The 22,703-nt window shown below is 39.4% G+C and carries 20 protein-coding genes; 14 read left to right on the top strand and 6 right to left on the bottom strand.

All coding sequences use genetic code 11. The features are described from left to right. Window positions 1-8 precede the first annotated feature (8 nt). From AAEU31_RS09485 to AAEU31_RS09475, 3 genes are all read left to right on the top strand, one after another. Entirely contained in the window at window positions 9-2,408 is a 2,400-nt protein-coding gene (locus tag AAEU31_RS09485; RefSeq protein ID WP_421967080.1) for a glucan 1,4-alpha-glucosidase, read from the top strand. Between the two features lie 229 nt (window positions 2,409-2,637). Further along, window positions 2,638-3,039 (top strand): hypothetical protein, encoded by a 402-nt coding sequence (locus tag AAEU31_RS09480; protein WP_421967079.1) that lies wholly within the window; start codon window positions 2,638-2,640, stop codon window positions 3,037-3,039. 17 nt (window positions 3,040-3,056) lie between these two features. Further along, the gene (locus AAEU31_RS09475; protein WP_421967078.1) at window positions 3,057-3,485 is read left to right on the top strand and encodes a hypothetical protein; all 429 of its coding nucleotides are present in this window, start codon (window positions 3,057-3,059) and stop codon (window positions 3,483-3,485) included. 8 nt (window positions 3,486-3,493) lie between these two features. Here AAEU31_RS09475 and AAEU31_RS09470 read toward each other — a convergent pair whose 3' ends face one another. Continuing rightward, window positions 3,494-4,213 (bottom strand): transporter substrate-binding domain-containing protein, encoded by a 720-nt coding sequence (locus tag AAEU31_RS09470; RefSeq protein WP_421967077.1) that lies wholly within the window; start codon window positions 4,211-4,213, stop codon window positions 3,494-3,496. Between the two features lie 245 nt (window positions 4,214-4,458). Between AAEU31_RS09470 and AAEU31_RS09465 the strand changes: the two genes are divergently transcribed. Both AAEU31_RS09465 and AAEU31_RS09460 read left to right on the top strand, forming a co-directional pair. Then, a complete protein-coding gene (locus tag AAEU31_RS09465) occupies window positions 4,459-5,052 on the top strand; it encodes a DUF1287 domain-containing protein (protein WP_421967076.1) in 594 nt (197 codons plus the stop codon). A 425-nt stretch (window positions 5,053-5,477) separates the two neighbouring features. Beyond that, window positions 5,478-6,404, top strand: coding sequence for a phytanoyl-CoA dioxygenase family protein (locus tag AAEU31_RS09460; RefSeq protein ID WP_421967075.1), 927 nt, complete (start codon window positions 5,478-5,480; stop codon window positions 6,402-6,404). Between the two features lie 44 nt (window positions 6,405-6,448). Here AAEU31_RS09460 and AAEU31_RS09455 read toward each other — a convergent pair whose 3' ends face one another. Then, entirely contained in the window at window positions 6,449-8,635 is a 2,187-nt protein-coding gene (locus AAEU31_RS09455) for an OsmC domain/YcaO domain-containing protein (protein ID WP_421967074.1), read from the bottom strand. 193 nt (window positions 8,636-8,828) lie between these two features. Next, on the bottom strand, window positions 8,829-9,848 hold the full coding sequence (locus AAEU31_RS09450) for a LacI family DNA-binding transcriptional regulator (RefSeq protein WP_135924931.1): 1,020 nt from the start codon (window positions 9,846-9,848) through the stop codon (window positions 8,829-8,831). A 413-nt stretch (window positions 9,849-10,261) separates the two neighbouring features. Here AAEU31_RS09450 and glk point away from each other — a divergent pair, with 413 nt between their 5' ends. From glk to AAEU31_RS09405, 9 genes are all read left to right on the top strand, one after another. Further along, a complete protein-coding gene (gene glk, locus AAEU31_RS09445) occupies window positions 10,262-11,260 on the top strand; it encodes a glucokinase (protein WP_421967073.1) in 999 nt (332 codons plus the stop codon). Window positions 11,261-11,282: 22 nt separating this feature from the next. After that, window positions 11,283-12,296, top strand: coding sequence for a LacI family DNA-binding transcriptional regulator (locus AAEU31_RS09440; RefSeq protein WP_135924926.1), 1,014 nt, complete (start codon window positions 11,283-11,285; stop codon window positions 12,294-12,296). Window positions 12,297-12,726: 430 nt separating this feature from the next. Beyond that, the gene (edd, locus tag AAEU31_RS09435) at window positions 12,727-14,577 is read left to right on the top strand and encodes a phosphogluconate dehydratase (RefSeq protein WP_138557611.1); all 1,851 of its coding nucleotides are present in this window, start codon (window positions 12,727-12,729) and stop codon (window positions 14,575-14,577) included. Window positions 14,578-14,611: 34 nt separating this feature from the next. Continuing rightward, window positions 14,612-15,232 (top strand): bifunctional 4-hydroxy-2-oxoglutarate aldolase/2-dehydro-3-deoxy-phosphogluconate aldolase, encoded by a 621-nt coding sequence (locus tag AAEU31_RS09430; RefSeq protein WP_063705675.1) that lies wholly within the window; start codon window positions 14,612-14,614, stop codon window positions 15,230-15,232. Window positions 15,233-15,250: 18 nt separating this feature from the next. Further along, window positions 15,251-16,255 carry a type I glyceraldehyde-3-phosphate dehydrogenase gene (gene gap, locus AAEU31_RS09425; RefSeq protein ID WP_135924922.1) on the top strand — a complete coding sequence of 335 codons (1,005 nt, stop codon included), beginning with the start codon at window positions 15,251-15,253 and terminating at the stop codon, window positions 16,253-16,255. A 122-nt stretch (window positions 16,256-16,377) separates the two neighbouring features. After that, window positions 16,378-16,722 carry a hypothetical protein gene (locus AAEU31_RS09420; RefSeq protein ID WP_138600582.1) on the top strand — a complete coding sequence of 115 codons (345 nt, stop codon included), beginning with the start codon at window positions 16,378-16,380 and terminating at the stop codon, window positions 16,720-16,722. A gap of 21 nt (window positions 16,723-16,743) precedes the next feature. Beyond that, window positions 16,744-17,187: a hypothetical protein gene (locus AAEU31_RS09415; RefSeq protein WP_421967072.1), complete on the top strand. Its 444-nt coding sequence runs from the start codon at window positions 16,744-16,746 to the stop codon at window positions 17,185-17,187. A gap of 51 nt (window positions 17,188-17,238) precedes the next feature. Next, window positions 17,239-17,598, top strand: a complete 360-nt coding sequence (locus AAEU31_RS09410) for a hypothetical protein (protein ID WP_421967071.1) — start codon at window positions 17,239-17,241, stop codon at window positions 17,596-17,598. A gap of 65 nt (window positions 17,599-17,663) precedes the next feature. Further along, complete coding sequence (locus AAEU31_RS09405; RefSeq protein WP_421967070.1) at window positions 17,664-18,785, top strand: sterol desaturase family protein; 1,122 nt, start codon at window positions 17,664-17,666, stop codon at window positions 18,783-18,785. Window positions 18,786-18,820: 35 nt separating this feature from the next. Here AAEU31_RS09405 and AAEU31_RS09400 read toward each other — a convergent pair whose 3' ends face one another. From AAEU31_RS09400 to AAEU31_RS09390, 3 genes are all read right to left on the bottom strand, one after another. Then, a complete protein-coding gene (locus AAEU31_RS09400) occupies window positions 18,821-20,095 on the bottom strand; it encodes a protein kinase (RefSeq protein ID WP_421967069.1) in 1,275 nt (424 codons plus the stop codon). 53 nt (window positions 20,096-20,148) lie between these two features. Then, window positions 20,149-20,862, bottom strand: a complete 714-nt coding sequence (locus AAEU31_RS09395) for a YebC/PmpR family DNA-binding transcriptional regulator (protein WP_421967068.1) — start codon at window positions 20,860-20,862, stop codon at window positions 20,149-20,151. A gap of 74 nt (window positions 20,863-20,936) precedes the next feature. Continuing rightward, complete coding sequence (locus AAEU31_RS09390; RefSeq protein WP_421967125.1) at window positions 20,937-22,679, bottom strand: ABCB family ABC transporter ATP-binding protein/permease; 1,743 nt, start codon at window positions 22,677-22,679, stop codon at window positions 20,937-20,939. Window positions 22,680-22,703 lie beyond the last annotated feature (24 nt).

Below are 22,703 nucleotides of genomic sequence, written 5' to 3'. Positions count from 1 at the left end.
GACACACCATGAAAAAATTTAATCTTATTACCGCAAGTTTTTTAGCGTTAGGTTTAACAGCTTGTAGTTCAGAGCAATCAGTTAATACATCAGTTGAGCAGGTGTCTGCGCCAGGAGCTCCGGGTGTTGAACCTTTTTGGGCATACTCAGGTAAAACAGGTATTGGTACATCTTACGAGCAATACCAAGACGGCCACTATAGCGATGCAGCTGCTACAGGGAAAGTATCAAAAGTCTGGTTTTCAATCGCTAAAGGCATGATCACAGAAACCATGTTTGGTTTAATTCACCAAGCACAAATCAAAGATATGCAGTTTGTTGTAGTTGGTAAAGACTTTACCGTAACAGAAAACGATGATCTGGATGTTAGCATTGATTATTTATATAAAGACGACGCGGGTCGCCCATTATCGCTTGCGTACAAAGTGGTAAGTAAAGATAAACAAGGCCGTTTCACCCTAGAAAAACACATCTTTACAGATCCTAACGGGCAAACATTGTTTGTTCGTAGCGTATTTAATACCGATCTTGAAGGTGTAAAAGCCTACGTTAATGTAAATCCTTACATTGATAACAACGGTTTAGACGATTTCGCAAAAGTGACTGACAAGGGTCTAGTTGCTTGGCAAGATGATAACTTTTTATCTTTACAAGCCGCTCAACCATTTAAAAAGGCAAGTGTTGGCTTTACAGGTGTGAGTGATGGCTTAAAAGAGTTAAAAACATCTCAATCATTATCAACGACTTACCAAAATACCGGTGATAAGTCGGGTAATGTAAGCTTACTTGCAGAGCTTGGCGAAGTATCTAAAAACACCACCTTTGATTTAGCTTTAAGCTTTGGTAATTCTGAAGCTGCAAGCTTAAAAGAAGGCCAAACAAGTTTAAACCAAGGTTATGAAAAAGTGCTTGCTGCTTTTAACGGCGAAGGTGTGGCAATTGGTTGGCAAGATTACTTAGCAAGCCTTGAACCTTTGAGCACATTAACTAACAGCACTGCTGATAATGGTAAATTGCTATATACCAGCGCCATGGTATTAAAAGCGCAAGAAGATAAAACTCATGCAGGTGCTTTAATTGCGTCACTTTCTAACCCTTGGGGTGAAACGGTTTCGGCTAAAACAGGTTCTACTGGTTATAAAGCCGTTTGGGTGCGTGATTTCTATCAAGTTGCTATGGCATTTATGGCTATGGGTGATACACGTACAGCTAAAACGGCGTTTGAATATCTAGAAAAAGTACAAGTGACGGACAGCACGCCAGGCAATGGTGGTGACACGGGTTGGTTCTTACAAAAAACACATGTTGATGGTGAGCTTGAGTGGGTAGCTGTTCAGCTTGACCAAACAGCAATGCCGATTATGTTAGCGTGGAAACTACACCAAGCTGGCGTACTAAGCGATCAAGAGCTGACAGATTGGTATGGCAAAATGTTAAAACCAGCGGCTGATTTCTTAGTTGATGGTGGCGTTGCGAAAATTCTTTGGAACGACACACAAATTACACCACCAGCAACGCAACAAGAGCGCTGGGAAGAGCAAAATGGTTTTTCTCCTTCAACAACAGCTGCGGTAGTTGCAGGCCTAGTAACGGCTGCTGATATTGCTAAAAAAGCAGGTGACACTAAAAATGCAGAGCGTTACCTAGCAACGGCTAAAAACTACAACAGTGAAATTGAAAGCACGATGTTTACGACTCAAGGCAACCTTAAGTCTGAAAACAGTGATGGCGAATATTTTATCCGTATCGGTCAAGACAAAGATCCAAACTCATCAACCACACTTAATGCTAATAACGGTCGTAAAGGCTTTGATAAAAAGCAAATCCTTGATGGTGGTTTCTTAGAGCTTGTTCGCTATGGTGTGCGTGATGCACTTGCTCCAAGCATTGTAAAAACTTTACCAGAGTATGATGACGAAACCTTAGTTGATAACCTGCAAGTGCGCTACACCTTTAACTTTGCTGATGGTTCGGGTTCATTCCCAGGCTACCGTCGCTATGGTAACGATGGTTACGGTGAAGATGAAGTGACAGGTAACAACTATGCTGAAGGTGGCAATAACACTCCAGGTCAACGTGGTCGTGTTTGGCCGTTTTTCACCGGTGAGCGTGGTCACTATGAAATCGCAGCGGCAAACGCAACCAATAGCCTTGATGCGATGAAGCAACAAGCGATTAAAGACACCTATGTAAAAGGCATGGAAGCATTTGCTAATGAAGGCATGATGTTACCTGAGCAAGTTTGGGATGGCGTTGGTAATAATAAAGCAGGCTATCAGTTAGGTGAGGGGACAAACTCAGCGACACCACTGGCTTGGACTCACGCTGAATATATCAAGTTACTTCGCTCAGTGAGCGATAAACATGTGTGGGACCATTACCCAGTTGTTGAAGACGCATTGAAATAATTCAGCTTCAGATGATGAAACCGCCGATTAACACTTGGCGGTTTTTTTGTTTTGTACTTTTTTACATTAATTTTCAAATAGTGTGATATTTTAGCATTATGTAAATATAATTTCTGAGACAAACTCCTATTTAAGTAAAAGCAAAAATTGCACTTTTTTTAAAAAATAGAGGTTTTTCTCAGGTTAAGTAGCTTTGTTTAAATTAAAAAGTAAAGGGAGTTTAATTAATATGCTAAAAAGAATTTCACTTATAATATTACTGATTTTACAATGTTCTTGCTCTATTAACTCTAACTTCGGGAATTATATTATTGCTGACGCCGAAAATAGAGGAAGAGGTGAACAAGTCCAGGTTTATAACGATCGAGAAATTTTCAATTTTAGATCAACCTATTTAGGTAATGTAGAATCCAACTTTTGTCACGAAAAAAATGACTCTCTTATCCCTGAAGATGCTTATTATTACAATCCTTCCAATATAAAAGATACTTTACAAGATTCTTTAAAAGTTAAAGCACATAAAATGGGTGGTAATGGTATAGTTTTTTCTCAATGTTATACTACGTCAAATACATATCAGTGCTATAAATCAATGCGTTGTGAAGGCTCTGTTTATAATATTGAAAATTAACTGTGAGCTCTAAAACAATGAAACACATGCTTCGCTTTGTTTTTCTAATGCTACTTACTTACCCTTTCTTAAGTGTTGCTAATGCAAAATTAAAACCCTTCAGCAGTGATGGTTGCAGCTCTTTTCCTGATGGAACTATAGAACATAAAAACTTGTGGTTGGCTTGCTGTACAGCCCATGATCTCGCATATTGGCAAGGCGGTACTTTCAAGCAATGTGAGCAAGCTGATGTCGATTTAAAAGAGTGTGTTGCAAAAGTAGGTGAGAAAGAGATTGCGGTATTGATGCTTGCTGGTGTCAGAGTGGGTGGTACGCCTTTTTTACCAACCAGCTTTCGCTGGGGTTATGGCTGGCCATATCCTAAGTTCTATGGCGAACTAACAGAGCAAGAGCGGATGCAAGTTGAAAGCCGTTTAGTCGAACTTAATACTGAGAAAAATAACTAATTAATCGTCTATCTAAGTTCTTTACAGGTTTTAGATGCATCATTGATTATAGTTGCTTCAGCGCTTTTGGCAAAACGTGTTGACATATAGAGGCCTAATTGGTGGTCTGGCATTTTTATGCGTGTAACGCCATCAAAGTGGTGAGGCTCGATATCTTTTGCAATTACAGTCGGTAGGGCTGTAATACCGGCTCTGTTTTTAGCTACAAACTCAACAGCTTGTTGCCATGTATTAACTTGTTGCTCATGGCTTAGTATTTCATTTTCATCAATGTCTAAATATTTAAGTATTAAGGTGCGCGCACCAGTACCGCGCTTATATGCTATGCCTTGTAATAATGCCTGCTTGCGTAAATTTTTAATACTTAAATCTGTTTCATTTGCCTGGATTATGAGCTGGTAACCAACTTGATAAATTGTTGTTGAACGAGTCGCAAATAGATCTCTTTGAGGAAGCAGCAATAATGGCATAGCGATATCTACTTCATTATTTTTTAACATTTTAATTAAACGAGCTTGCGGTACTGTAATAACGTCAAAGTCGGATTCGAGATGATTAATAACACAGCTATATGCTGACTTTAATTCACCATGAAATTGTTTACGGTAGTACTTTAAAGATTCGCCATTTTCACTTGATACACCTATCAGCAATTTAGCTGAAATTGAATGGCTGAATGAAGCAATAAATAAAGCACATAAGGTGATAAAAAAACGTATAAAGTCCATTTATAAGCTTGTCTTGTTTTAATTAATTATTAATTTATCAATGACTAGCTATAAAAACAATATCAAGGTCACAACCTGAAATAACATCGTTGTATGTATTTAGCTTGAGTTATTCATTTATATATTTTAAAACAGTGCGTTAGAATTTTTTACTTGAGGGAAAAGCTGGAAACTGCAATGTTGAAATCGTGTAGCATTTTGTAGCCTGTGAAGTACTGTATTATTTTTCCAAATGGAGTTTGTAAATGATAAAAACAGCCTTAATTTTATTTTCTTTGATTGCGTTTGATACGCAAGCACAAAGCTTTCAATCAAAATTAGTCAAAGCTGCGAAAGAGCGTACTGAACACGTTGTAATTTATAACGGCAGTTATCGAAAAATTGACTACCCCAATGGCGATGTACCAAAAAATATAGGTGTGTGTACCGATGTGATAATTCGCACCTATAGAGCTTTAGGAATTGATTTACAGGCGCTTGTACATGAAGATATGCGCGACAACTTTACCTTATACCCTTCAAAGCGAATTTGGGGCTTGACCAAACCAGATACCAACATTGACCACCGAAGGGTACCTAACCTGCAAGTGTTTTTTGAAAAATTTGGCACAAGAAAAGTTATTAGCAAAACAGCTGCTGATTACCAAGCAGGTGATATTGTGACTTGGGTTTTACCTAATAATAGGCCTCATATCGGCATTGTTACAGATGAACTATCTGAAGATAAATTAAGACCTCTCATTGTTCATAACATTGGCAGGGGGCCGAAAATGGAAGATATGTTATTTAACTATAAAATTACAGGTCACTATCGATTTGAACCAAATCTTAGCAAATAGTTTTTCTCAAGTATCTCAGAGTTAAGCCATAAGCAATTGCTATCGTCTTGCATTTTATAACCTCGTGTTTTTGCTATAACAGCGTGCATTGTTCGTTATTTGTTAAAGTTTATAGCTCTGTGTATTAAGAACATGGAATAAATTTTGTTTTTATAATAATTTAAGGTATTTTGTACCTATAACTTATGCTGAGCAGTTTTATAAAAAGCTTCAAGTAAAATTGTCAGTTTCAATTTTTAAGTGCAAAAAAGGAACAATTCGATAAGTGAAGGGAATTATGAAAAAACGAATCAAAGAGAGCTTTGGTGTAATAGCCTTAGTATTAACATTAATAACATCATTAATAGGCATATATTCGTTGAGTGAATTTATTACTATTTATGGTTCTATATTTCTTGTCTGTTTGATTTTTGGAATGTATAGATATGCTTAGTAAGTTTACAGTTAAATCAACATTAGCTGAAAAGCTTACTAAAAATTCTTTTGTCGCAATTGAACCAATCTATTCAGATGAAACCATAGAGTATTTGAATACGAAATTTGATCAATTATTCTTACAGCAGAATCAATCTAGACGCTATGTAGATGCTTTAGATATGCTTAATTTAGGGGTTCTTTACGATGTTTTTAACCCAAGCTTAATATCATTAATTTATAAGCTAATGCCCAATCCAATTCTTTATCATTGTCATTCATATGAAATTGATGGTAAGTCTCAAAAATCTCATATAGCAGGGGACAACTTTTTAGACGGTTGGCATAGAGACATAGACTGTATTCATGATTTTGAAAAGGGAGGTATTCAGCATATAAGCCTTTTTGTATATCTAACTGATGTAGGTGCCAATGATGGAGCATTTGAAGTTTGCACAAAAAAGTTAGGTTATCTTCCTAGATTGTTTAAGAGCTCAAAATTTTACAGTTTAACAGGTAAAAGAGGACATTCTTTTTTATTTAATAGAACTGCATTTCACAGAGCTAGTCCGAATAAAAATAATAATTACCGAAGAGTATTGAAAATTTCATTCCAAGATAAAAATACTAGCTCAATAAAACTGAATGAAAAAATAAAAAGTCATAAAAAAAGATTTAACCTACAAAAAGTACGTGATTCTGTACCAAAAGAAAATGTTATCATCAGGTCGTTATTTGGTGACGGAAAAGTAAATAATGAAGAATTGAGAAGGGCAATAGAAAGTAAAAATCTATCCAGCATAAACTATGCCTTTATCCCCGAGTCTACATTTGAAATTAAATATAGTATGTCATTATTAAAAGAATTTCGGGGGGCTGCGAGAGACTTAATGTATCTAAAGAAAATGATGTACTCAAAAAAAATTAAATGTAGATAGTATTCTTCCCCCCTCAAAGTGAGAATTTGAGGGGGGAATGGATTTTATAACCCGGCTTTTTTAGCGCGAGCAGTATGTAGTTTTTTATAGCTTTCGATTAAACGAAGGTGTCTATCTAATCCCTCAAGCTTCATGCTGGTCTCTGTTAGACCATAAAACATCACATCGCCGTTGATTGAGCCAACCACGGCATCCATTGTTTCTTGGCTAAACATACGGGTAAAGCTGTGGATGTAATCTTCAATTTCAAGGTCATCACTAAGAGCAACTTCTAACGTTGCGTGCATTGCTTGGTAGAATAGACCACGTTCTACAATAGTATTGTCGTTATATTGTAAGAAAGCTTCAACAAGCTCCATTGCTGCTTCTAAATCACCAAGTGCTAAGTAAATAAGTAGTTTAAGCTCAAGAATCGTTAACTGACCCCACACTGTGTTTTCATCAAACTCAATGCCGATTAAGGTGATGATATCAATGTAGTTATCAAGTTCGCTTTGTTCTAAGCGCTCAACTAAATCAGCAAGTTGATCTTCTGATAAACGGTGCAGATTTAAGATATCTTCGCGGAAATTAAGTGCTTTATTGGTATTGTCCCAGATTAAGTCTTCTACTGGATACACTTCTGAGTAATCAGGCACCAAAATACGACATGCAGTACCAAGATCTGAGAACTCAGCAATGTAAGCTTCTTTACCTAAGCTTTCTAAAATACCGAATAAGCTCGCTGTTTCTTCTTCATTGCTGCCAGAGAAATCCCACTCAACAAACTCATAATCGTGTTTAGCGCTGAAGAAACGCCATGAAATCACGCCAGTTGAGTCAATAAAGTGTTCTACAAAGTTTTCTGGCTCAGACACAGCCATGCTATTAAATGTTGGCTTAGGCACATCGTTTAAACCTTCGAAGCTTCTGCCTTGTAATAGCTCAGTTAAGCTGCGCTCTAACGCAACTTCAAAGCTTGGGTGTGCACCAAAAGATGCAAATACACCGCCAGTTTTAGGGTTCATGAGTGTTACGCACATGACAGGGAACTGACCGCCTAGTGAGGCATCTTTTACTACAACTGGAAAGCCTTGTTCTTCAAGGCCATTAATACCTTCAACAATCCCTGGGTATTTGTTTAAAACCTCTTGAGGTACGTCTGGTAAAACAATTTCTTGCTCAATGATCTGGCGCTTAACAGCACGTTCAAAAATTTCAGATAAACATTGTACTTTTGCTTCGGCAAAGTTGTTACCTGCGCTCATACCATTACTTAAGAATAAGTTTTCGATTAGGTTTGATGGGAAGTAAACAGTTTCACCGTCAGAGTGGCGTACATAAGGAATAGAACAGATACCACGTTCTTTATTGCCAGAGTTCGTATCAATTAGGTGTGAGCCACATAGCTCACCATCTGGATTATAAATTTCACGGGTATAGTCATCTAAAATGCCCTCTGGTAGAGAGTCATCGTCAGGCAGAGCAAACCACTTTTCATTTGGATAATGAACAAACTCGCTATTAGCAATGTCTTCGCCTAAGAACTGATCGTTATAGAAGAAGTTACAGTTTAAGCGCTCAATAAATTCACCCAAAGCTGAGCAAAGCGCGCTTTCTTTAGTTGCACCTTTACCATTAGTAAAACACATAGGTGAGGCTGCATCACGAATATGTAGTGACCATACATTAGGTACAATGTTGCGCCAAGAAGAGATCTCGATTTTCATCCCTAATTCTTCAAGGATGGCCGTCATATTTGCGATGGTTTCTTCAAGCGGTAAATCTTTACCTAAAATAAACGTGTTGCTGTCATCACCTGGTTTTGCCATCAGCATTGCTTGTGCGTCAGCTTCGATACTTTCTACAGTATCGATTTTAAACTCTGGCCCAGTTTGAATAACACGTTTTACCGTACAACGTTCAACAGAACGTAAAATACCCGTGCGGTCTTTTTCAGATAAGCTTTCAGGTAATTCAACCTGAATTTGGAAAATTTGGTTATAGCGGTCTTCTGGGTCAACGATATTGTTTTGCGCCACACGAATACCATCAGTCGGGATATCGCGTGAATTACAATACACTTTAATAAAGTAAGCCGCACACAATGCAGAAGACGCTAAGAAATAATCGAATGGACTTGGTGCAGTGCCATCACCCTTATAGCGAATAGGTTGGTCTGCAATGACAGAGAAATCATCAAACTTGGCTTCAAGTCTAAGGTTGTCGAGAAAATTAACTTTAATTTCCATTAAAAAATTCCACCTTTGTGCGCATTGCTATCTGAAGCTCTATACAGCCAGATAAGCATTTTCATCATAATAGGTGTAATTATCTGCTTTTTCGAAGTAATAGTCTTGGGTAAATCGAAAAAAAAGCGATTTTAATAAATAAAAGCCTAGTTTGTAGAGTTGATAGCGATAACTGTGGCGTTATCGCTAAGGGTTAAACACTCGAACCGCGAATAATTAAACGAGGCGGTAAAAGCGTATTTTCTACTTGTTCACCACGAATAAGCTTAAGTAGATTATCAACTAACATTTGCCCCGCAAGAGTGGTGTCTTGCTGAACAGTGGTAAGAGGCGGATTAACAAAGCTGGCAACAGCAATGTTATCAAAACCGACAACGTGAACATCGTCAGGAACTTTTATTTTTGCTTCTTTTAGGGCGCGAATAGCACCAATAGCAATAAGGTCACTGGCTGCAAATAAAGAGTTAAAACGAATATTATTGGCAATCAATGATCGAGTAGCATGATAGCCTGACTCTTCTGTAGATATAGCATTAGCCATTTTACGTTCGTTAAGGGTCACACCTTTGGCTAAAAATGCATCTTTAAAGCCTTGGTAACGGGCAAAAAACTCAGGGCTATGCTCAGAGGCATCACCAATAAAAGCACAATCCGTTCTACCTGTTGCTAATAAATGCTCTGCCGCTAACTTACCACCACCATAATTATCACAGCTCACTGTTAAGTCAGGGCGGTTATCGACGCTTGCACCCCAGCAGACAAACTTAGTGTGTTGGTCAATTAAGGTTTTAAATTTGGGTTGATAATCGAGGTAATCCCCATAACCCAATAAGATTAAGCCATCGGCACGGTGACTATCTTCATAATCAGCTTGCCAATCTGAGCTGCTTGATTGAAACGAAACAAGCAAGTCATAGCCTTCTTTCGCACACGCTCTGGTAATACTACCAAGCATCGCTAAAAAGAAAGGGTTTATTTGTGATTCATCTGAGGTTGGATCTTCAAATAACAAAAGGGCGAGGGTGCTACTTTGTTGTGTTCTTAGGTTACTGGCATTTTTATCAACTTTATAGTTGAGCTGTTTTGCTACCTCATGAACACGTCTACGCGTTTCTTCGTTGACCAAAGGGCTGTTTCTTAATGCGCGAGACACGGTTGACTGTGACACACCCGCATAATGTGCAATGTCAAAAGATGTCGCCTTACCTTTCATATTGTTACCAAATAACATAAGTAGTAATTACCATTTTCGGCTATTTAATATTTTTTTCAAGCTATTTGTGACGAGTGGTTAATTACAAGCAAAACTCAGAGCTAATAGGTGTTATTTCTGTGCATTTTGTTGATTTTTAGCACTTAAGGCGTGAGTTTTTTAATAAAATACGTATGCATTCACAAATAATGAAAATTTTTATTGATTCGAATCTGACACCGGTGTCATAATGTCACTGTTTTATCATTTTGTTGTCAAAACGTATTTGGCTGCCCATTCATTTGGGCAGCATTTTTTTAATACAAAAGATAGCTTCTTTGAGGCAACGACCCAAAGTTTAGCAGACACAGTGGCTTTGCCATTGAAAACTAGAAAAATAAGCGGCAATAGCTTAGACAAATAGAGAAAACAACATGAACACACAGACAACTACAGAATTCGCTCCTATTCTTGTTGCCGATATCGGCGGCACTAACGCTCGTTTCGCTTTAATCACAGACTTTAATACGCAAACAAATCAGTTTGTTATAAAGCATAATTTAACATTCCCAAGTGCTGATTTTGGTTCTTTAGAAAGTGCAATTAATCAGTATTTCAGTCAAATATCGTTTCCTAAGCCTAAGCGTGCATGTTTAGCGGTAGCGGGCCCTATAAAAGCAGGCCAAGTTCACTTAACAAACCTTGGCTGGCACTTTAACGTTGCAGATTTAAAAGCTGAGTTTTCATTTGAGCAACTTGAAGTTATCAACGACTTTGCCGCATTTGCTTATGCAGCACCATATTTAGACGATTCGCAAAATATGGCCGTTAAGGCCGGTCAAGCAGATGAAAATGCAAATATTGCAGTAATGGGTCCAGGCACTGGTTTTGGTGCAGCGTGCTTAGTGCGTACCTCTCAAGGCAGCGCAGTACTTAGCTGCGAAGCGGGTCATATTACCCTTGCCGCAGTAACAGAGTTAGACCGCCTTTTAATCACTGAGCTTAAAAAACAATTAAATCATGTGTCAGTAGAGACAGTGTTCTCAGGCCCTGGTATTGCGCATTTGTATCGTGCTATGGCTGCGGTAAAAGGTGTTGAAGCTAAAAATTTAGATGCAGCGCAAATTAGTGAATTAGCCACTACAGGCCAATGCGAAGTGTGTGATGCGACATTAAATCAGTTTTGTGATTGGATTGGCAGCGTAACCGGCGATTTAGCACTTACATTTGGTGCATTAGGTGGTGTATTTATTGGTGGTGGTATTTTACCACGCATGCAACAACGTCTATTATCGAGTCGATTTATTGAGCGTTTTGCAGACAAAGGCATTATGTCGCAATATACTTCACAGATCCCTGTTACACTAGTAACACAAGACAACATTCCATTCATTGGTGCTGCTGCGTGTTTACATGTAAACAGTAACGCGTAATTTGCAGTTGGATTAAGAGCGGATGAAAAAAGTTACCATCAACAGTGTTGCCAGCCATGCTGGTGTTTCTAAGAAAACAGTCTCTCGCGTGCTGAATAATGAGCCAAACGTGAGTGATGCAACGCGCGAAAAGGTACTAAAAGTATTTAAAGAGTTAGATTACACGCCTAATCCTATTGCCCGTGGTTTAGCACAAAATCGCAGTTTCATAATTGGTTGCTTATACGACAACCCAAGTAAAAGTTACATTACCCGCGTGCAAACAGGTGCTTTAGCTGCGTGTCATGAACTTAATTACAACTTATTGATCCATCCTTGTGAGTTACGTGGCGAAGAGTTAATTAGTAACATTGAGCAGTTAATTCAAACCTCTCGTTTAGATGGTATCGTTTTAACTCCACCTTTTTCGGACTTTCCTCAATTAGTGAGTTTTTTAAAGTCGAAAAAGATCCCGTATGCTCGTGTAGCCTCAGCGACCCTTGAAGATGATTCTATTTCTGTACGAAGTAATGACGAGCAGGGCGCTTTTGAAATAACTGAGCATCTAATTAAGCTTGGTCATAAAGAAATTGCGTTTATTAAAGGTCACCCAGATCATAGTGCTACAGAACAACGTTTTAAAGGCTACCGCCGTGCACTTGCCTCAAATGGCATTGAATTTGATGAGCGTTTAGTCGAAGAAGGTAACTTTAGTTATCACTCTGGTGTTGATAGTGCCCGTACTATTTTAGATTTAAATCCTAGGCCAACGGCAGTCTTTGCTTCAAATGACTACATGGCAGCAGCGGTATTAAAGTTAGCTACGCAAATGCAATTGAAAGTACCAGACGATATTTCTATTGCAGGTTTTGATAACGCACCTATTGCCCGTCATATTTGGCCAGGCTTAACCACCATCGCACAGCCAGTTGAAGAAATGACACAACAAGCAGTCAAGCAATTAATTACGCATATTAGTGAACCACAAGAGTCACCTTATCAAGTGACACTTGAAGCAAAGCTAATTACTCGCGAATCAACAGCAGCAATTAAATAAATTTCATCATATTTTTTCACAGTAGCCCGAGAATGAGTGACGCGTTCTCGGGCTTTTTTATTTTGAAACTAGAAAAGAGTGAATTTTAATTTAAGTTACTGTTTATAATTAATAAGTTTGGCAATGTGCAAGCTTTATCTAAGTCGTTATAAGTAGGTATAAACATGAAATATCCTCATATTCTACTAAAATTAAATTGTTCATTATTTGGTCATTTAAAAAAATTAAACTAAATTTAACAGATAGGGTTGACACCGGTGTCACAGTCATGAGTTAATACAGTGACACCGGTGTCAGGTTGGTTGTGAGAGACAGCCTGATAGCGTACCTTTGAACGGGTAAATCAAAGATGCTCAGTACAGTTATATTCGTGGAGTCTGTAATTGTTACTGAGCCTTTATCCTCTAACTATAGAGATGAGTCGAATTTTATGTTGCATCCTCGTATCCAAGAAGTCACCGACCGCGTTATTGAACGTAGTAAAGAGACCCGCCAAGCTTATTTAGAGCGAATCGCGCACGCAAAAAAACAAACAAGAGTTCGTGCAGGTTTAGGCTGTGGTAATATTGCACACGTTATGGCTGCTTGCAGCAGCGATGACAAAGCTCGTTTAAAAGCTGACGAGCAACCAAACCTAGCTATCATCAACGCTTATAACGACATGCTTTCAGCGCATGTACCTTACAAAGATTATCCAGAAATCATTAAAAGCCTTGCAACCAAGTACGATGCAACAGCACAAGTTGCTGGTGGTGTACCTGCAATGTGTGACGGTGTAACACAAGGCCGTGATGGTATGGAGCTGTCATTGTTTTCACGTGATGTGATTGCAATGTCGACTGCGGTTTCTTTATCGCACGACGTGTTTGACGGTGTTTTCTGTTTAGGTGTATGTGACAAGATTGTCCCAGGACTTTTAATTGGTGCCTTATCATTTGGTCATTTACCAACGTATTTCTTACCAGCAGGTCCAATGCAATCGGGTATCCCTAATAAAGAAAAAGCCCGTGTACGTCAAAAATTTGCACAAGGCCTAGTAAGTCGCGAAGAGCTGTTAGAAGCAGAAAGCGCGTCGTATCACAGTGCCGGTACTTGTACTTTCTACGGTACTGCAAACTCGAATCAAATGTTAATGGAAATCATGGGTCTACATTTACCTGGTAGCTCTTTCATTAACCCATACACAGAACTACGTGATGGTTTAACAGGTCATGCTGTAGAAACCATGTTAAAGCAGTTAATCGAAACAAAAGATGCTAACTGCCTTGCAGACGTAGTGAGTGAAAAAACAATTATTAATGGTTTAGTTGGCTTGTTATCAACAGGCGGTTCAACAAACCACGCAATCCACCTAGTAGCAATCGCTAAAGCAGCGGGTGTGATCCTTACGTGGAAAGACATGGCTGACCTATCTGAAGTTGTGCCACTTCTTACGCGCATCTACCCGAATGGTTCAGCAGATGTGAACCACTTCCAAGCTGCTGGTGGTATGGGCTTCCTAATGAAGCAACTACTTAGCAAAGGTTACCTACACAACGACGTGAAAACGATTGTTGGTGATGGCCTTGAAGCTTACACCACAGAGCCAATGTTAGATAAAGATTCATCAGTGATCATGACTAACAGCACAGGCCCAAGCAAAGTTAAATGGGTAGCGTGTCCTGAAAAGTCACACGACGAAGAAGTACTGCGTCCGATTGATAATCCGTTTAGCAAGCAGGGTGGTTTACAGCTTCTTACAGGTAACCTTGGTAAAGCAGTTATTAAAGTATCTGCAGTGGCTGAGTCACATCAGGTTGTTTCTGCGCCAGCTAAAGTATTTAGCTCACAAGGCGAGTTACAAGAAGCGTATAGCCGTGGTGAATTAAACACCGACTTTATTGCTGTAATTAAAGAGCAAGGTCCGAAAGCGAAAGGCATGCCTGAGCTTCATAAATTAACGCCAGTAATGGCAACACTCCAAGATCAAGGCTACAAAGTAGCGATTGTGACAGATGGTCGTATGTCGGGCGCATCAGGTAAAGTTCCTGCAGCAATCCACTTAGCACCTGAAGCTGTTGAAGGTGGTGTAATCGCAAAAATTCACGAAGGTGATTTAGTGACACTTGATGCACCTGCGGGTGTATTAAAAGTACACGTAAGCGATGAAGAATTAGCAAAACGTGAATTACAACTTAGCCAACCAAGCCAAACATATGGTACAGGCCGAGAATTATTCGCAGGTTTCAGAAATATAGTAAGTAGTGCAGACCTTGGCGCTAGCGCCTTCGGTTTAGAATAATAATACGCCGTTACTGGGCTATGAGGAACATACAATGAGCATTGAGAAAATTTTATCATCGGCACCTGTGGTACCGGTTGTTGTTATCGAAAAACTTGAAGATGCAGCACCCCTTGCACGTGCGCTTTATAACGGTGGCTTAAAAGCATTAGAAATTACTTTGCGAACGCCGATTGCGGCAGAAGCAGTAAAGCTTATGAAAGAAGCTGTACCTGAAGCATACGTAGGCACAGGCACTGTTATTGATAAAGCGACATTTAATGCATCTGTAGAAGCTGGTGCTGATTTTATGGTTAGCCCAGGTGTAAACGACGAATTATTAGCACTGGCTAAAGAGTCTGATATTCCATTTTTACCCGGTGCAGCAACACCAAGTGAAGTAATGAAATTAGCAAGCCAAGGCTTTAAGTTCTTAAAGTTCTTCCCTGCAGAAGCGGCAGGTGGTACAGCAATGCTTAAATCAATTGGTGGCCCTTTACCGCAAGTGACTTTCTGCCCAACTGGCGGCATTAGCCTTGAAACAGCACCTAACTACCTAGCACTTAAAAACGTAATCTGCGTAGGTGGTACTTGGATGTTAGATAAACAACTTATTGAAAACAAAGACTGGCAAGCCATTGAAGCGCTTGCTCGCCAAGCAAGTGAAGTAAAATAATTAACGGGAGATATTAGAATGATTAATGTTGCAATTAATGGCTATGGACGTATCGGTCGTAACGTATTACGTGCTCTTTATGAATCAGCTCAAAACAACGAAATCAAAATTGTTGCTATCAACGATTTAGCACCAGCAAATGTTAACGCGCATTTAACTCAATTTGACTCAGTACACGGTCAATTTTCTCAAAAAGTAACACTTGCTGAAAACACCATGCTAATTGGTAATGATGAAATTACCCTTACGCAAGAGCGTGATCCTGCAAACCTTCCTTGGAAGGAATTAAACGTCGATATCGTATTAGAATGTACGGGTTTATTCACTTCACGTGAAGCAGCTGCAAAACACATTGAAGCCGGTGCTAAAAAAGTAATCGTTTCTGCGCCTGGTACTGATATGGATGCAACGGTTGTTCATGGTGTTAACAGCGAAGTTTTAAACGCTGACAGCAACATCATTTCAAACGCATCGTGTACAACAAACTGTTTAGCACCGATTGCAAAAGCAATCAACGACACAGTAGGTATCGAGCAAGGTAGCATGACAACCATTCATGCTTACACAAACGATCAAAACTTATCTGACGTTTATCACCCTGACTTATACCGTGCACGTAGCGCAACTCAGTCAATGATCCCAACTAAAACAGGTGCAGCTAAAGCGGTTGGCTTAGTGCTTCCTGAACTTGCGGGTAAACTTGACGGCATGGCAGTACGTGTGCCAACAATCAACGTTTCTTTAGTAGACTTAACGTTCGTTGCTAAGCGTGAAACAACTGCAGCAGAAATCAACGAAGTCGTTAAAGCTGCATCAGAAGGTGCAATGCAAGGTATTCTTGAATACAACGAACTACCGCTTGTTTCTATCGACTTTAACCACAACCCAGCGTCTTCAATCTTCGATTCTACACAAACGAAAGTAGATGGTAAGCTTGTTAAAGTGATGGCTTGGTACGATAACGAGTGGGGTTTCTCAAACCGCATGTTAGACCAAGTTAAAGCGCTAGGTCAGTTCTTATAATAGAACAGTAAAAGTTTAAGCTTTATCCAACAAAGCCACGTTTATCGTGGCTTTTTTGGTTTTTACTGGATAAAAGCATTTATTCACAGTATCTTGTCTTTAAACATTTTTAGGGACAGATGATGAATAAATTTTTAATACCTTTATGCCTCTTGTTAGTGTCTTGCTCATCAACACAAGATAAAAACCTACCAGATTTTAATATTCCCAAAGATGTGATAACAAAAGCAAAAGACGACTTCAGACGATCTGATGATAAAATTTTATTTATGATGATGGTTAATCAAGCGGGTGATGTTGTCAAAGTCAGTGTATTGGATAATAAGCTGCAAAATAAGCAATTCTTAAATATGTTTAAAAAGAATATGTATAACCTTAAATATCCAAAAGCTCAGCAAGGGGACCCTGAATTTAGAGAATTCATTTTACCATTTGGTGTAAAAACTGAAGTAGAATTCTATGGTTAATCCCAGTTTATGAGGAAAATAATGAAAAAAATCTTATTAACTACTTCATTCTTTGTAATGTCGTTACTGCCTAGTTATGCTTCAGCATCAGAAGAAGCTCAGCAACTTGCAGTGTGTTTAACTGATTCACTAAATGGCAAAGAGCGGAAAAATCTCGCTAAGTGGATTTATCTGGGTATGTCGACGCATAGTATAATTAAGCCTTTCGCGAACGTTACAGAGCAAGATCTGGATGACACTAATCGCTATGTTGGTGCGTTAGTTACGCGTTTATTAACTGAAGACTGTCCAAAGCAAGCTAAGGCGGCGATAGAAGTCGGCGGTCAGGGAGCAATGGAAAACGCATTCGGTATTGTCGGTGAAGTTGCAATTCAAGAGTTAATGGCTGAGCCAAGTGTGGGTAATGCTTTAGGTGCATTTGATAAATACCTTGATCAAGATAAGTTTGATAAAGCATTTCAGTAATATTAAAAAGCTTAACATTATATAAGCCTAAATTGTTTCATAGGGATATGGATGATCAATAAAATTAAACAGTTATTCGCTAATAAGGTATATAGGTCAATTGCATTGGTTTTAGTCATTCTCATTGCTGGACCTGAGTTAATGATGGGATATGAGCTCATGGCGCTACTTGAGTTTTTAGGTCCATCTACATTTGTGCTTATTCATTTGGCTGGAATAAAGCTTTATATGGTAAGGCTGATGAACGCTTTCATGAACTTTGAAAAACATAGTTTGTGCTATAGGCCAAAGGCTTCACACATTATTACAATGCCTGCATTGGTTATTCATTACCTACCTGAACGCATTATCGTTATGGGTTTTCTGAGCTTAATATCAATTTGTTGTATACACATGTTCGTGATGGCTTAGCGTATATTTGTTCCTAAATTCTTCTGTGTTATGCTGCAAAAAAATTGATAAATGGATTTTATATCATGACACGTCTTTATCATCGGCTATTTAGAGCTGAGCAGTTTCAAGTGGGTGAAGGTAATATTAGCGGTTATATTGCTTGTTTCTTAGCTGTTTTATCCTGTTTAGGGGTGTTAGCTTTTCATTTTCCTGAGTATTTAACCACCCCAGAGCTTAGGCAAAACTACAGTGTCGAGTTTTTACGCCAGCTGATGTTTGTGGCATTGATTATTTCAGGCAGTTTAGGATTGTTGAACTTTGTTCGTAATACTAAAAAGCGGCTCAGTGCAACGGCTTGGGTGTTTATAGTTGTGGCTATTGCATTTGGTGGGCCAAATGTCGAAGTGGGTGATTTTAGAGATAATACGCCGTACTTGGGGCTTGATTGGTTCATTCTTGATTTACTTGGCTCCACACTGATTTTTATTCTAATTGAGAAGCTACTGCCGCACCGTAAAGAGCAAAAAATCCTCCGCTCTGAGTGGCAGGGTGATTTAAATCATTTCTTTGTTAATCATTTAATTATTGGTTTTGTGTTGCTGGCAACCAATCAGTTTGTGCATCACGCATTTAGCTGGGCTGTGTCTGATACAGTGCAGGGCTTTATTATTCAAATGCCTTTTTTAGTGCAGCTATTTTTGATCATTTTAGTGGCCGATTTAATGCAGTACTTTGTGCATAGGGCTTATCACGAAGTGCCATTGCTTTGGCGTTTTCATGCCGTACATCACAGTGCAAAAGAGATGGATTGGCTTGCAGGCTCTCGTCAGCATATTTTAGAAATACTCGTGACGCGCAGCTTAGTGCTCACGCCTATTTTTGTGCTCGGCTTTCCATCGGATGTTATTAGCCTCTATGTCATTATTGTTGGCTTTCAGGCTGTGTTTAACCACGCAAATGTTCGGGTGAAATTTGGATGGTTAAAGTACGTGATGGTTACGCCTCAGTTTCATCATTGGCATCATTCATCTGATAAAGCGGCTATTGACCGTAACTATGCAGCGCATTTTTCTTTTTTAGATTATCTATTTGGCACTGCTGTGAAAGGTCAAGCAGAGTGGCCCGATAAATATGGTGTGGTTGGCGATTACATGCCCGAAGGTATGTTAAAGCAGCAGGTGTTCCCGTTTAAAAAGCAAAAATAAAGCCTCATAGAGGCTTTATTTATTATTACCTATACTCATAATCGCGAAACTAGCTCAGAAAGGCGAGGGCGTTTGTCTGAGTTGAGTACCAAGCACTCTTGAGCTATGTCAGAAAGTATCTTAGTAATGTCGTTTTGTTCACTCACGACAGTCAGTAGATCATCAATGAAATAACCAAGGGCGCGCACTTCAATGCCTTCTAATAGCTGCTGTTGATCAGGCGTCAACATTGATAAATCAGTTGCTGCACCAAAGTCACCAAATAATAACTCGCCCTGTGAATTGATCATGCTGTTATGGGCATAAATGTCACCATGGCTTACTTGCTTTTGATGCAAATGAGCGAGGGTACTGGCCATTTGCTTAACAATTTTTAGCACCATTTCTGGCGCGTACTGGCAGTTGTCTTCGAATGTGTCACGGGTACAAGTTGCAAGGGAAGGTGGCAAACCAAGATTACTAAACTCTTTACTGATAAGCTCCATCACTAAACCAAGTTGTGACTCTTCATCAACATAGCCTAATGCTTTAATGAGATTTGGATGCTCACTGGCTTTTAAACAGCAATTTAGCTCATCAAGTGGGTAGCCATCACTGGTGATCTCGCCTTTAAATAACTTAAGGGCAACAGGCTGTTGATGCCAATTGGCTAAGTGAATAACCCCAGATGCGCCTTGGCCAATCTGCTTTTTAACATCGATTTCATTCAGTGCAATTTGGCTAAACAGCTCACAGTGCAAGCTAGTTGAGCGATTTAAATCGTTACCAGAGAAGGCAAGCCAAGCAAGCTTCGGTAAAGCTAAAAGCCAATCTTCAATTTTTGTAAGCTTATTGGCACTTAAACGTATTAGTTCAAGCTCTTTACAATTAGCCATTGACTCTGGCAAATGTGTTAACTGATTACCTGCCAGTGCGAGCTTTTTAAGCTTGCTGTACTCACCAAATGTTTCAGGTAAAGCGGGAATTTGATTATCAGTTAAGATCAGCCATTCTATCTGTGTTGGCAAACAGTGCGCTTCAAATTCAGTTATTTTATTATCTTTAAATGCCACCATGATTAAGTTTGGGCATTGTCTTAGCACCTCTGGTATATGTTTAAACTGATTAAAAGATAAAAACAGCCGTTTTAGATTTTTTAACTTGTAAAAATCGTCAGGTAAATCACTTAGCTGGTTATTTGATAAATCAAGGATTTCTAACGTATCGGCTAGGGTATAAATTTCTTTTGGGAATTCGGTTAGTTCTGCAACAAGCTGAAGCCGGGTACAACCTTGTAAAGAACCGGCTCTTAACTTTTCGAGGGTATTCAATGTTGATTCCTTTGGGCTAAAAGGTAAAAGGCCAACTTGGTTGGCCTTTTTAATTAAAACTGTGCGTTGTGGTAAACGTTTTGTACGTCATCACAGTCTTCTAGCATGGCTAAAAAGCGTTCCATGACTTCAACGTCTTCACCTTCAATCGGTGCTTCTACTTGCGGCACAAAGGCAATTAGATCTTCATGGAAATCAGTAATTCCTATTTCTTCAAGTGCTGTACGCGTGTTGTTGTATTCAGTGTGTGGAGCAAATACGGTAATTTTACCGTCTTCAACTTCTACATCAGTTACATCTACATCAGCCATCATTAGTGCTTCTAAAACAGCTTCGTCATCATCACCATCAAACACAAAAATAGCAAGGTGATCAAATAAGTGTGAAACTGAGTTTTGCGCACCAATTTTGGCATTCGCTTTAGTAAAACAAACACGTACGTCAGCAAAGGTACGTTTGTTGTTGTCGGTTAAACAGTCAACAATAATCATACAGTTACCAGGTCCGTAACCTTCGTAGCGAGTTGCTACGTAATCTTCGCCGCCACCACCTTTGGCTTTATCGATTGCACGCTCGATTACATGCGTAGGTACTTGGTCTTTTTTAGCACGATCGATTAAGCGACGCAGCGCTAAGTTGCCATCGGGATCAACACCACCATTCTTAGCGCAGATATAAATTTCTTTTCCGTACTTTGAATAAACTTTGGTTTTTGCACCCGCAGTTTTTGCCATTGAGTCTTTTTTGTTTTGATAAGCTCTGCCCATCTGCGTGTTGCCTTTTTGTTATAGATAAAAATAAAGCGGTTATTCTAATCATTTAACCCACTAGTTAACAGTGTTTATTCATCGCTTTGCTGCAACTGCCACATTCGAGCGTATTCACCATTCGCAGCAAGTAGCTGTTGGTGCTGACCTTGTTCAACAACCTGTCCTTGTTTCATCACAATAATTTTGTCTGCGTCAGTAATTGTTGATAAACGATGTGCAATAACTAAGCTGGTGTGCCTTTGTGCGACTTCACGCATCGCACTAAGAATGGCTTGCTCTGAATGCGAATCTAGCGCCGATGTTGCCTCATCAAACAATAAAATCGGTGAACCTTTTAAAATGGCTCTGGCTATTGCAATGCGCTGCTTTTCACCGCCCGACACTTTTAAACCGCGCTCACCAACAAGGGTTTTATCGCCTTTGTCTAGGCTGGCAATAAATCCATCTAAATGGGCAAGGCTTATGGCTTTATCAATTTCATCTTCGCTTGCAGTTGGGTTTCCGTAGGCGATGTTTTCGCGAATGCTGGTATTAAATAGCACGGTATCTTGCGGTACGATGGCAATAGCTTGGCGCAAGCTCTCAAGTGTTACTGTGTTGATTGCTTGCTCATCGATATAAATTTTGCCCGCATCCACATCATAAAAGCGGTAGAGTAGGCGGCTTAGAGTGCTTTTACCTGCGCCACTGGCACCCACAATGGCCACCTTGCTGCCAGAAGTAACCTCAAAGCTTAAGTTATTTAAAATTGGCCGTTGTTTGTCGTAACTAAAAGAGACATTTTCAAATCGGATAGCTGCTTTGGTTGCTTTTAATGGTTTTGCATCTTTGCCATCGCTAATGGCGGCTTTTCGATTTAACAGCCCGAGCATGTTTTCAAGGTCAGTCAGCGCACGGCGTATCTCACGATAAACAAAACCTAAAAAGTTAAGTGGTAAAAATAGCTGGATCATGTAGGCATTAATCATCACAAGCTCACCTATGGTCAGCTCTTTATTGACCACTGAACTGGCACCTAGCCACATTAGCGCTGTAATAGCTGCGGCTATAATAAGTGCCTGCCCTGAATTAAGCGCCAGTAATGATAAACGATTTTTTAGCCTTGCTTGCTCCCATTTAGCTAAAAAGCTGTCGTAGGTGGTCGCTTCATATTGTTCATTGTTAAAGTACTTAACAGTTTCATAATTTAGTAAGCTGTCGATAGCACGGGTATTAGAGTTGTTATCGGCGGTATTTGCTTCACGAATAAATCGGTTACGCCACTGAGTTACTATCACAGTAAAAGCAATGTAAATAGCGACCGCGATAACGGTGACTAGTGCAAACCACGGCGAAAATAAGGTCGCAAAAATAATCGCTACTGTGATTATTTCAAATAAGGTTGGTACGATATTAAACATCAAAAAGCGCATTAAAAAACTAAGGCCACTTGTACCACGCTCTATATCGCGGCTAATTCCACCTGTTTGCCTATCAAGATGAAAGGCAAGCTCTAAACTATGCAAGTGTTTAAATACTTTTAAGCCAATATGGCGCATTGCGTGCTCTGTAACACGGCCAAATAATGCATCGCGAACTTCACCAAAAAACACACTGGCAAAGCGCAGCAAACCATAAGCGATCAGCAAGGCAACAGGAACGCTTAATAGCGGGTTTATACTTGCATCAACCGCGTCAATTATTTCTTTAAGTGCCCAAGGCATCAGCAATGTGGCGCCCTTTGCTGCAATCAGCGCCATTACGGCTAAAATAACTCGGCCTTTAAAGGTCATTAAATAGGGCCAGAGTGTTTTGATGCTTTGTGATAGGTTCATTGCATCAGGCGATCTCGTCACCTG

Source organism: Pseudoalteromonas thalassia, from assembly GCF_049257215.1.
Classification (GTDB): domain Bacteria; phylum Pseudomonadota; class Gammaproteobacteria; order Enterobacterales; family Alteromonadaceae; genus Pseudoalteromonas; species Pseudoalteromonas lipolytica_C.
Note: the sequence above shows the minus strand (reverse complement) of the source record. Positions and strands in the feature narration are given on the sequence as shown.

Bases quoted from the DNA above. Each gene is read 5' to 3' on its own strand.
- AAEU31_RS09485 (WP_421967080.1), top strand. From the start codon at position 9: ATGAAAAAATTTAATCTTATTACCGCAAGTTTTTTAGCGTTAGGTTTA.
- AAEU31_RS09480 (WP_421967079.1), top strand. From the start codon at position 2,638: ATGCTAAAAAGAATTTCACTTATAATATTACTGATTTTACAATGTTCT.
- AAEU31_RS09475 (WP_421967078.1), top strand. From the start codon at position 3,057: ATGAAACACATGCTTCGCTTTGTTTTTCTAATGCTACTTACTTACCCT.
- AAEU31_RS09470 (WP_421967077.1), bottom strand. From the start codon at position 4,213: ATGGACTTTATACGTTTTTTTATCACCTTATGTGCTTTATTTATTGCT.
- AAEU31_RS09465 (WP_421967076.1), top strand. From the start codon at position 4,459: ATGATAAAAACAGCCTTAATTTTATTTTCTTTGATTGCGTTTGATACG.
- AAEU31_RS09460 (WP_421967075.1), top strand. From the start codon at position 5,478: ATGCTTAGTAAGTTTACAGTTAAATCAACATTAGCTGAAAAGCTTACT.
- AAEU31_RS09455 (WP_421967074.1), bottom strand. From the start codon at position 8,635: ATGGAAATTAAAGTTAATTTTCTCGACAACCTTAGACTTGAAGCCAAG.
- AAEU31_RS09450 (WP_135924931.1), bottom strand. From the start codon at position 9,848: ATGAAAGGTAAGGCGACATCTTTTGACATTGCACATTATGCGGGTGTG.
- glk (WP_421967073.1), top strand. From the start codon at position 10,262: ATGAACACACAGACAACTACAGAATTCGCTCCTATTCTTGTTGCCGAT.
- AAEU31_RS09440 (WP_135924926.1), top strand. From the start codon at position 11,283: ATGAAAAAAGTTACCATCAACAGTGTTGCCAGCCATGCTGGTGTTTCT.
- edd (WP_138557611.1), top strand. From the start codon at position 12,727: ATGTTGCATCCTCGTATCCAAGAAGTCACCGACCGCGTTATTGAACGT.
- AAEU31_RS09430 (WP_063705675.1), top strand. From the start codon at position 14,612: ATGAGCATTGAGAAAATTTTATCATCGGCACCTGTGGTACCGGTTGTT.
- gap (WP_135924922.1), top strand. From the start codon at position 15,251: ATGATTAATGTTGCAATTAATGGCTATGGACGTATCGGTCGTAACGTA.
- AAEU31_RS09420 (WP_138600582.1), top strand. From the start codon at position 16,378: ATGAATAAATTTTTAATACCTTTATGCCTCTTGTTAGTGTCTTGCTCA.
- AAEU31_RS09415 (WP_421967072.1), top strand. From the start codon at position 16,744: ATGAAAAAAATCTTATTAACTACTTCATTCTTTGTAATGTCGTTACTG.
- AAEU31_RS09410 (WP_421967071.1), top strand. From the start codon at position 17,239: ATGATCAATAAAATTAAACAGTTATTCGCTAATAAGGTATATAGGTCA.
- AAEU31_RS09405 (WP_421967070.1), top strand. From the start codon at position 17,664: ATGACACGTCTTTATCATCGGCTATTTAGAGCTGAGCAGTTTCAAGTG.
- AAEU31_RS09395 (WP_421967068.1), bottom strand. From the start codon at position 20,862: ATGGGCAGAGCTTATCAAAACAAAAAAGACTCAATGGCAAAAACTGCG.
- AAEU31_RS09390 (WP_421967125.1), bottom strand. From the start codon at position 22,679: ATGAACCTATCACAAAGCATCAAAACACTCTGGCCCTATTTAATGACC.